Origin of the sequence: Celeribacter sp., assembly GCF_048270365.1 — a bacterium.
GTDB lineage: Bacteria > Pseudomonadota > Alphaproteobacteria > Rhodobacterales > Rhodobacteraceae > Celeribacter.
Genome location: NZ_JBLWTA010000008.1, coordinates 228,544 through 238,388, shown reverse-complemented (window position 1 = coordinate 238,388; position 9,845 = coordinate 228,544). Strand labels below are relative to the sequence as shown.

Genomic DNA, 9,845 nt, shown 5'->3' with positions numbered 1-9,845 from the left:
CCCAACGACGAAGCACAGTAGCGTGTATTCCAAGATCCCTTGACGCCTGCGCCATGCTGACACCACGCTTCGTTATCAACTCCACCGCTTCTAGTTTGAACTCGCGGCTGAACATCCTTCTGGTCATGTACATTCTCCAGTTTCATAAACACCTTATCTCGGTGTCCACGAAACCGGCAGCAGCTCAGAAACGCTGGATCCATTCACCGAAACAGTACGACATGGCGGGGACCCATGCTGTCAAACTTCTGAACTGGGCTGTTGGCGAGGGCAGGCTCAAGGAACATCACTGTAAGAGGCTTAAAAAAACTATATGTGGCCAATCGCAGCGAGATCGTGTGGACACCGGCAGATATCAAGGCCTTCAACGAAGTTGCACCTCATTGGGACCAGCGAATCCTGATGTTGGGCTGTGAGACTGGGTTGCGCGTGTCAGACTTAGTCGAGGTTCGGAAGGACCATTTTGAGGATACCTCGCGCGGAAAGCGGCTCCGCTTCAATACAGGCAAGCGTGGCCGCATTGCATGTATTCCCGTGACTAAAGGCTTGGGGGCAATCTTGGAGGCGACACCCGATAGCCAGGAGACGCTTTTGGTAGGGCATCTCGGTCATCCTCTCACTCCCCGCTGGGCATCTAACCAGATTACCAAGTGGAGGCGTGAAGCCCAGGTGCCTCCTTGGGAGGATGGTCGAGAGAAGACCTTGGCAGATACGCGAGGCACTGCAGCTACGCGATTACTCAATGCGGACCTGTCGCTACGGCAGATTGCTACTCTGATGGGCTGGTCTGTCCGCTACGCGTCTCAGGTGATCGAGATTTACGCACGTGTCAGCCCAGACGAAAGCGACGAGGTCAGCCGGAAGCTGGAGCGAGCAAAGAAGCAGGAGAATATGAGGTGATTGTAAACGCATCTGTAAACGACAGAGCCGCTACATTGGAAGGAGTGACGCAAGTGCTTGAAGATAAATGGAGGCGAGTAGGAGAATCGAACTCCTGTACACGGATTTGCAATCCGCTGCGTCACCACTCCGCCAACTCGCCTGAAATGGTGAACCGCTATCTATACCATGCTCGAAACCTACGCAAGCCGCCTTTTGCCGGTTTCCGCAGGTGCATTGATATGTTGCCCCCGCCGGAGGCTTATGGCAAAACGAGCAAAGAGATGCCCATGAACGAAAGAGTTCAGCCCATGCCAGATTTCACCCAGCTCCGCACCACTATGGTCGACACGCAGGTTCGCCCCTCCGATGTGACCAAGTTCCCGATCATCGAGGCCATGTTGAGTGTGCCGCGCGAAAATTTCGTGCCGACCGCCAAACGTGCAGGCGCCTATGTCGGCGAACATGTCGATCTCGGCAACAACCGTGTGGTGCTTGATCCGCGGGTTCTGGCGAAGATGCTGGATGTGCTGAACATCGAAAACGATGAGCTGGTGCTCGATCTGGGATGTGCCATGGGCTACTCCTCCGCCGTTATTGCGCGCATGGCGCAGGCGGTGGTTGCCGTCGAAGAAGACGAGACACTGGCCGCAGAGGCCGCAAGCGCCTTAACAGCCAACGGATCGGACAATGTCATCTTGGAAACCGGGCCGATTGCGAAGGGCGCGGCACAGCATGGACCCTATGATGTTGTGATCTTGCAAGGCGGTGTTGAAAAAATGCCTGATGAAATTCTGTCGCAGGTGAAGGAAAAAGGGCGCATCTGTGCTATTTTTCTCGACGGAGCCCTTGGCATCGTGCGTATTGGGTACAAGATAGACGGTGCAATTACATGGCGAATGGCGTTTAATGCCACCGCGCCGGTACTGCCGGGTTTTGTAAAAGACGCGCAATTCGCGCTATAAGATGCGAACGTAGGATTGGCCGGGAAGGCCCCGGCGTTCGAGATAACAAAGGGGCATGAGGCCAATGAGCAAGAGCAAGACAATCAGGAATGCGCTGTATGCCGGTGTGGCATCACTGGGCATGGGTGCGATGCCGGTGGCATCTTGGGCGGAAACGCTTGGGGATGCGCTGGCGTCGGCATATAAAAATTCTGGACTTCTGGAACAGAACCGCGCCACGCTGCGCGCGGCGGATGAGGGGGTGGCCTCTGCGCTGTCCGATCTGCGTCCGTCTCTGTCGTATAACTATCAGGTCGGCAAAGAGCGTGGGTTCCAGACCGGCGATGTCTGGTCCGACTGGAGCGACACGCTGTCCTTTATTGCCTCCATGGACATCTATACCTTCGGTCGCAACAAGCTTTCGGTCGATCTGCAAAAAGAGGTCGTGCTGGCGACGCGGGCCTCTTTGGTCAATGTCGAACAGGCCGTTTTGGCCTCTGCTGTCGACGCCTATATGAGCGTGCGTGAGGCGCAGGCGCTGGTCAATTTGCGCCAGAACGCCGTGCGTTTGAACCAACAGAACCTTCGCGCTGCGCAAGACCGGTTTGAAGTCGGTGAAATCACCCGCACCGAAGTCGCACAATTCGAGGCGCAGCTGGCCTCCGTGCGTGCTGATCTGGCTTCCGCACAGGGCACTCTGTCCGCCGCGCGTGAGACCTACAAGGTCGCCGTGGGGCATTACCCGACGTCGCTCTCGAGCCCGCCCAATATCACATTGCCGGTGCCGACGCTTGAGGCTGCGGTCTCGACCGCGCGCCAACGCCATCCGGGCATCATCGCTCTGCAACACCAGGCCACCGCCCAGGACATCGCCGTCGATATCGCCGAGCGCAATATGTTCCCGACCGTGTCCGGCTCGGTGACCCAGAGCTATTCCGACAGTTTCGACGATGACACGACCTCGATCGGTCTCGGTGTCTCTGGCACGATCTATTCCGGCGGGGCTGTGGCCTCCGGCGTGCGGGGGGCGATTGCCAACCGCGATGCGGCGCGGGCTGAACTGCTGCAAACCTCTCGCGAAGTGGAGCAGGGCGTGCGCACGAACTGGGCCATGCTCTCTGTGTTCGCGGCCTCTGAAAGCGCGTCGAACGCCTATGTTCAGGCCCAGCGTGTGGCCTATGACGGTGTGCGCGAAGAGGCCGATCTGGGGGCTGCGACGACGCTCGACGTGCTGGACGCGGAACAGGATCTCCTCGATGCGCAGGTCTCGGCCATTCAGGCCCGTATCGCGCGCGAAACCCAATCCTACGCGGTGCTGCAATCGCTGGGTATGCTGACCGTCGAGCAGTTGAAGCTCAACGTCCCGGTCTATGACCCCGCAGCCTATTACAATGCCGTCAAAAACGCGCCGACCCGCTATGTCAGCCCGCAGGGTGAAAAGCTGGACCGCGTGTTGGAAGGTTTGATGAAAAAATAACAGCCGAAGCTTTCGGTTGGGTAAAAACGCCCCCGCATGTCGGAAACCGACTTGCGGGGGTTTGCGTTTCAGAGCCGCTTCTAAAGCGTTTCTCAAAAACTTGAGGCACTCAATTTTTGAGAAACGCAGCACTATAAATTCAGTGTGGCAACGTTTTTCGCTCAATCTGATTCAGATTAAACGAAAAACGCTTTATTGTATGTAAAGTGGAAGCTGGCTACCATTGGCGGGAGTGTAAGGGGAGTCGGGATGTCTGATCCGATGACAAATCTTGATGCGGACGAAGTCTTGGCTTCGATCCGCCGTTTGGTGGCGGAAACCCACAGCCATATCCCTAATCATGGGTTTGGGGCCGGGCAGGGTGTGGCGCAGGCAAATCCCGCACAGTCGTCGCTGACCGCAGATGTGCCACGCGAGACGCCCTCCAAAGCAAAAGACACGAGCCCCGCTCCGGCAGCCCTTGTTTTGACGCCCGATTTTCGGGTGGAGAAAACGGCCGTGGCGCGGGCAAACACGCCCCACGAGCCTGTCGCGCCTTTGGTCCTGTCGATGGAGCAGGCCGTGCATGTTCCGAAAGAGGAGCGGGCACCGGAGACCGAGATTGAAACCCTCGTCTCAGATGAGGTGCAGGCCGCCGCTCAGCAGCCCACGGAGCCCGTAGGGGAGGCCGAGGATTGGAGCGCCGAGCTGGACGACACACCCGACGAGGTCGCCGCGGCCCATGTCGCACGCCTGTCGCTCGAACAGCGCATTGCCGAGTTGGAAGCCGCGGTCGGTGCGCAAGGAAAAGCGTGGGGGATGGAATGGGAGCCCGACGGGTCCGAGGATCTGGAGGCGGAAATCCCGCGTGCGATGCCGCGCGTCTTTACAGAGCCGGGGGCACGGGTGCTTCCTTTCGGGGGGATAGCCCCCATGCCGTTTGAAATGAAGTCTGATGAAACGCCGTCTGAGGACGAGGCGGAGGACGCGTATGAGGCTGACGGAGCTGCGATGACACAGGCGGAAGATCAGGCAAACGATGTGCGGGCCAATGATGAGCAAGTAAGTGACGCGATGGGTGAGATCGCCGATGCCGAGGTGATCGAGGAAACCGCGTTTCAGTCTGCGCAAGACGCGGTTGAGGACACCTCTGTCGAGGATGTGGCGGACATCGAAGACGCTGAGATTGCAGAGGATGAAACGCCCGCGCAAGGCGTCGCGCCCGATCCCGATCCGAGCCTTGAAGAGGAGCTTGCTCTGGCGGGTTACGCCGATGAGGACATCCTCGACGAAGAGGCTTTGCGTGAATTGATCGCTCAGGTGATTCGTGAGGAATTGCAGGGCGAGCTGGGCCAGCGCATCACCCGCAATGTCCGCCGCTTGGTGCGCCGCGAGGTGCAACGTGCGCTGACCCTGCGCGAATTTGAGTGATTAAAGCGTCACGCCTTTACCTTGCCAGATTGCTTTTGACGGACCGCGTTAGACCGCTTTGATCTCTTCGGCCAGCGCGTAAATCCGGTCGAGGTCCAGGTGGGCCTCGATGTGATCCGCCAACGCATTCAGCGTCTGCTCCACCGTGGCGTCGAAATTCATCCCGGTGGTCTGCGCGCCAAACCGTTCCAGATAAGCCGCACGAAACGCATCCGCCGTGAACAATCCGTGCAAATAGCATCCCATCACGCGCCCGTCCTCTGAGGCGGCGCCTTCGGGACGTCCCTCCACGGTGAGCCAAGCGCGGGCCATGTCGGGACCGTCGGTGCGCCCGATGTGGATTTCATAGGCGCGCAGCTCATGCCCGCTGGCGTGATCTGTCGCCACCACCTCGGCCAGCCTTTTGTCGCCGCCCATCGTGGTCTCGATGTTCAAATACCCAAGCCCCGGATGGCGTCCTTTCGGCCCTTCGATGCCTTCGGGGTCGTCGATCCACTGGCCAAGCATCTGATATCCGCCGCAAATCCCCAAAACATGACCGCCGCGCCGGAGATGAGCGTGCAGGTCGATGTCCCAGCCCTGCGCCCGGAAAAACGCCAGATCGCCCAGCGTCGATTTCGTGCCGGGGATCAACACAAGATCGGCGTCGCCGGGCAGGGGCTGGCCCGGTTCCACAATCTGCACCGTCACATCGGGTTCTGCGGCGAGCGGGTCGAGATCGTCGAAATTCGCGATCCGCGAGAGTTTCGGAACGGCGATCTTGATCTTGCCACTTCCGCGGGAGCTGATCTCCATCACATCCTCTGCGGGCAGGCGATGGGCCTCGGGAAACCACGGCAGCGTCCCAAGATCGGCCCAGCCGGTGCGCTGGGCGATGTCTTTCGAGCCTTCCTCGAAGAGCCTCGGATCACCGCGAAATTTATTGACTGCAAAGCCCCGGATGTGCGCGCGATCCTCTGGTGAGAGCACGGTGTGAGAGCCGACCAGCTGCGCGATCACGCCACCCCGGTCGATGTCGCCGATCAAGACGACGGGTACATCGGCGGCCTCGGCAAAGCCCATATTGGCAATGTCGCCTTTTCGCAGATTGGTCTCCGCCGGGCTGCCTGCGCCTTCGATCACCACGAGATCGGCGGGGGCGGCAAGGCGGTGGAAGCTTTCCAACACTTTGGGCATCAGGTTGGGCTTTTCCTGACCATAATCACGCGCCTTGAGTGTCCCCATGCGTTTGCCTTGCACCACGACCTGCGCGCCGCTCTCGCTTTCGGGTTTCAACAGCACGGGGTTCATGTCGGAATGCGGAGACAGGCCACAGGCCCGGGCCTGAAGCGCTTGTGCGCGACCGATTTCGCCGCCATCTTGGGTCACGGCGGCGTTGTTCGACATGTTTTGCGGCTTGAAAGGCGCGACTTTGTACCCGCGACGCGTGAAGGCCCGGCACAGCCCGGCCACCAACATGGATTTGCCCACGTTGGAGCCGGTGCCCTGGATCATGATCGCCTTGGCCATCTGCCTCTCCCTTTTGGGCTCATGAGTATGTGAGCTGCAATGAAGAGGGAAGGGGTTAATCCTCGCCGGGGCCACGGCGGCGGATGTCGGGGTAGGGGGTGCCGTCGAGATGGAAATAGAAATTGTCCTGCGCCGTGTCGGCCATCAGATCGAGGCCGGGGTAGAAGGCGCGTTCGCCCTCTTTGCGGGAGCCGACTTCCAACACGACCACATCGCTGTCCGTGTCATTGCGCAGGCAATGGCCGATCTCAACGCCCGCTTTGAAACCCGCGCAATCGCCCGGCGACAGGCGTTCTTCGGTCTCGCCATAGACCAGCGTCGGGTGGCCTGCGACGATGTAAAAAACTCGTCTTCCTGTTCGTGCCAATGGGGCAGGGCGGAGGCACAGCCGGGCGGCAGCGTGGTCAGGTTGACGCCGAATTGCGTGAGCCCCGCCTGATCGCCAAGTGCACGTTTGACGCGGTCGCGGGTGCCGAGGTGGTGCGGCGGCGGGTAGAGGGTGCCGATCTTGGGCGAGATGGCAGAGGTGTCGATTTTCTTGCTCATGTGGCTCTCCTTTGAAAGGCAGCATGCGCGCAAAAGAAAAGACGCGCCAGCAGCTTGGCGCGTCTTGTTCAAAACATCGGCAATTGCGTATTTTACGCGGCCTCTGCAGCCTCTTGGGCGTGACGACGTTCGCTTTCCTCGCGCGAGAGCGCGACGGAGGTCCGAATGCCTTTAGAGACGAATTCCATCAGACCGGAGACGACACGTTCACACGGGTCGATGCCGGCACAGGACAGAACTTCACGGCCATCACGAGACCGCGCCCAGCGGGCGATCTGTTCCGGGCCATTGCCATATTTTTTATCATCGGCGATCGCATCATCGAGCGCAGCCAAAACAACAGCGGCAAAAAGTTTGCGTGCGCGTTGTCCTTGCTCGTAATTGAATGCGGTGCCATCCACGAACTCAGCCATGAGTTATCCTTGTATTATTGCTCTTGTCTTTCTGGCGTGCGGGCCCTTATGGCAGGTTTGTAACGATTCGGATACAACGCAAATGCATATCTAAGTTGCATTTACTGCATATCTGTTTGCGCCATCATCCTGCCCCGACCCGACGAGACAAAGCGGTACTCCATACACTTGCGCGCCCAAAAGGGCAGACGTCGTGAGCCTTGTCAGCCAGCGACTGGCCAGATATAGGGTGCGCTGAGATATCTTCAACCAAACGCCACGGTTTAGTGACATGCCCAAAATCAACGGTAACGAAATCCGCCCCGGCAATGTGCTGGAACATGACGGGGGCCTTTGGGCCGCTGTGAAAGTCGACCACGTGAAGCCCGGCAAGGGCGGCGCCTTTGCTCAGGTCGAAATGAAAAACCTCCGCGATGGGCGCAAGCTCAACGAGCGCTTCCGTTCCGCCGACAAGGTCGAGCGCGTGCGTCTTGAGCAGAAAGACATGCAGTTCCTTTATGAGAGCGACGGTCTTTTGAACATCATGGACACCGAGACCTACGATCAGGTCACGATCCCGGCCGACATTCTGGGCGAGCGTCGTCCGTTCCTTCAGGACGGCATGACCATCGTGGTCGAATTTTACGACGAAGAGGCGCTGAACGCGACCTTGCCGCAGAAAGTGATCTGCAAAATCGTCGAGACCGAGCCGGTCGTCAAAGGTCAGACGGCTGCGAACTCCTTCAAACCCGCAACCCTCGACAATGGCGTGCGCGTCATGGTGCCGCCGTTCGTGGGCACCGACGAGGACATCGTGGTGAACACCGAGACCATGGAGTACTCGGAGCGTGCCTAAGGCACGACGGAATATTCGGAACGCGCCTAACGTTCAGGTCTTTCTCTGAAATTAAAAAAGCCGCTCCTTTCGGGCGGCTTTTTCTGTTTCAAGTGTGCGAGGTTTATCCCGCCCGAAGGCCAAGGATTTTACGCGCCTGCGACGGGGTTGCGATGGGGCGGTTGTGGCGCTGGGCGGCCAGAACCGCGAGCTCCACCAAAGCCGCATTCGAGGTCGCAAGCGTGTTTTTGTCGAGGCGGATGTTGTCCTCAAGCCCGGTGCGCAGATGACCGCCCGCGGCGGCGGCCCATTCGTTGACCTCGAGCTGATGCCGCCCGATGCCTGCCGCGCACCACGGAATATCCGCGCCGAAGAGATCATGCACCGTGTCGACATAAATATCGAACACGCGTTTCACCGCAGGCATGGCGTTTTTCACGCCCATGACGAATTGCACATAGGGCCGCGCGCCGATCTGGGCGTGTTCCATCATGTCGTGGGCTTTGTAGATATGCGACAGATCGAAGGCCTCGATCTCCGGTTTGACGCCGTAGAGTTTCATCTCTGAGGCGAGCCAATCGACAAGATCCGGCGGGTTCTCATAGACGCGGGTCGGGAAGTTGTTCGAGCCCACAGAGAGCGAGGCCATCGGCGGGCGCAGGGACAGCATGCCACCCCGCGTCTTGCCCGCGCCGGACCGTCCGCCGGTCGAAAGCTGAACGATCATGCCGGGGCAGTGGAGCTGAATCCCTTCCATCAACCGCCCGAAGCGTTCGGGGTCGGAGGTCGGTTTGCCCTCATCGTCGCGGACATGACAATGCGCGATCGCGGCACCGGCCTCATAGGCGGCATGGGTGCTCTCAATTTGTTCGTCGATGGTGATCGGCACGGCCGGGTTGTCGGCCTTGGTCGGCAAGGAGCCGGTGATCGCCACACAAATAATACAGGGTTTGCCCGCGACATCGCTCATGGTCGCCTTTTCCTTTCAATCGAACTGCCGTTACGGCGTACAAATTGCCTCCCGTAGGCGCGCCCATCATGGCGTCACCTGCGCGGATTGAACAGAAAAGAGTTTGCGATTGTGTTAAAGCGCGATGAGAGCCTCACCGGCTTTAAGCGTGCCCTTGGCCCGGTCAAAGCGTAGATAGGCAATGGCGCGCCCGCCGGATTGGGTAAACAGCGTGCCCGCGGTCTTGCCGTCCTCGGTCACAATTTCGGTGCCGACGGGGGCGGTGCCGTTGATCTCGACTTGTTTCAACCCTTTGCGCAGCTCGGTCTTGTGGTGCATCCGGGCGGTGACTTCCTGACCGACATAACAGCCTTTCTTGAAGTTGACGCCGTTCAGATGCTCAAAGCCCGCCTCCAAGATGAAGGTGTCTGGGGTGAGTTCGACACCAAATTCCGGCACGCAATGCGTCACTCGGATCGCATCCCATTCGACGTCCTCCGAGGGCCGCCCGTCATAGGCGCGCCAGCCCATCGCGGGCGTGCGCGGGTCTTGGACGGCGCCCTCAGGCGCCGCACCCAGCCCCCGAGACACCACGCGATCCGTCGGGGTCAGCGTGACTTTCGAGCGCAGCTTAAACATCGTGAGCCGTTTCATCAGGCTCTCTTCTTCGGAGGCTGGGATGTCCATCAACACCACATCCCCCTCCGCCACGAGGAAGAAATCGGCGAGGAACTTGCCCTGCGGCGTCAAAAGCGCGGCATAGACCGCGCCACTCTCAAGCCCTTTGACGTCATTGGTGATCATGCCTTGCAAGAAGTGCAGCCGGTCTTCACCCGAGATTTCGATCACTTTGCGCGCGTGGTCAGTCATGTGAACCCTTTCCCCTTTTGTTGCCCTTCATATA

The 9,845-nt window shown here is 59.3% G+C and carries 11 protein-coding genes and 1 tRNA gene; 5 read left to right on the top strand and 7 right to left on the bottom strand.

The features are described 5' to 3' along the window. A partial coding sequence (locus tag ACN0X0_RS13155) for a transposase (protein WP_417279523.1) occupies positions 1-127 on the bottom strand: 127 nt, incomplete at its 3' end. Positions 128-315: 188 nt separating this feature from the next. Between ACN0X0_RS13155 and ACN0X0_RS13150 the strand changes: the two genes are divergently transcribed. Continuing rightward, the gene (locus ACN0X0_RS13150) at positions 316-900 is read left to right on the top strand and encodes a tyrosine-type recombinase/integrase (RefSeq protein WP_417279516.1); all 585 of its coding nucleotides are present in this window, start codon (positions 316-318) and stop codon (positions 898-900) included. Between the two features lie 68 nt (positions 901-968). On the opposite strand, the gene ACN0X0_RS13145 is transcribed toward ACN0X0_RS13150, so the two are convergent. Beyond that, positions 969-1,042, bottom strand: a tRNA-Cys gene (locus tag ACN0X0_RS13145). A gap of 148 nt (positions 1,043-1,190) precedes the next feature. Here ACN0X0_RS13145 and ACN0X0_RS13140 point away from each other — a divergent pair. From ACN0X0_RS13140 to ACN0X0_RS13130, 3 genes are all read left to right on the top strand, one after another. Then, the gene (locus ACN0X0_RS13140; protein ID WP_417262228.1) at positions 1,191-1,844 is read left to right on the top strand and encodes a protein-L-isoaspartate O-methyltransferase family protein; all 654 of its coding nucleotides are present in this window, start codon (positions 1,191-1,193) and stop codon (positions 1,842-1,844) included. A gap of 64 nt (positions 1,845-1,908) precedes the next feature. Next, positions 1,909-3,300 (top strand): TolC family outer membrane protein, encoded by a 1,392-nt coding sequence (locus tag ACN0X0_RS13135; RefSeq protein WP_417262227.1) that lies wholly within the window; start codon positions 1,909-1,911, stop codon positions 3,298-3,300. 249 nt (positions 3,301-3,549) lie between these two features. Continuing rightward, a complete protein-coding gene (locus tag ACN0X0_RS13130) occupies positions 3,550-4,710 on the top strand; it encodes a hypothetical protein (RefSeq protein ID WP_417279515.1) in 1,161 nt (386 codons plus the stop codon). A 48-nt stretch (positions 4,711-4,758) separates the two neighbouring features. Here ACN0X0_RS13130 and ACN0X0_RS13125 read toward each other — a convergent pair whose 3' ends face one another. The 3 genes from ACN0X0_RS13125 to ACN0X0_RS13115 all read right to left on the bottom strand — a co-directional run bounded on the left by ACN0X0_RS13125 (position 4,759) and on the right by ACN0X0_RS13115 (position 7,178). After that, entirely contained in the window at positions 4,759-6,219 is a 1,461-nt protein-coding gene (locus ACN0X0_RS13125) for a cobyric acid synthase (protein WP_417279514.1), read from the bottom strand. A gap of 55 nt (positions 6,220-6,274) precedes the next feature. Continuing rightward, on the bottom strand, positions 6,275-6,586 hold the full coding sequence (locus ACN0X0_RS13120; RefSeq protein ID WP_417279513.1) for a cupin domain-containing protein: 312 nt from the start codon (positions 6,584-6,586) through the stop codon (positions 6,275-6,277). Positions 6,587-6,857: 271 nt separating this feature from the next. Next, positions 6,858-7,178, bottom strand: a complete 321-nt coding sequence (locus ACN0X0_RS13115; RefSeq protein ID WP_043868949.1) for a DUF6280 family protein — start codon at positions 7,176-7,178, stop codon at positions 6,858-6,860. Between the two features lie 271 nt (positions 7,179-7,449). Between ACN0X0_RS13115 and efp the strand changes: the two genes are divergently transcribed. Then, positions 7,450-8,013: an elongation factor P gene (gene efp / locus ACN0X0_RS13110; RefSeq protein WP_417262223.1), complete on the top strand. Its 564-nt coding sequence runs from the start codon at positions 7,450-7,452 to the stop codon at positions 8,011-8,013. Between the two features lie 103 nt (positions 8,014-8,116). Here efp and ACN0X0_RS13105 read toward each other — a convergent pair whose 3' ends face one another. Both ACN0X0_RS13105 and ACN0X0_RS13100 read right to left on the bottom strand, forming a co-directional pair. After that, positions 8,117-8,962, bottom strand: coding sequence for a 3-keto-5-aminohexanoate cleavage protein (locus tag ACN0X0_RS13105; protein ID WP_417279512.1), 846 nt, complete (start codon positions 8,960-8,962; stop codon positions 8,117-8,119). 114 nt (positions 8,963-9,076) lie between these two features. After that, positions 9,077-9,811, bottom strand: a complete 735-nt coding sequence (locus tag ACN0X0_RS13100) for a YgfZ/GcvT domain-containing protein (RefSeq protein WP_417279511.1) — start codon at positions 9,809-9,811, stop codon at positions 9,077-9,079. Positions 9,812-9,845 lie beyond the last annotated feature (34 nt).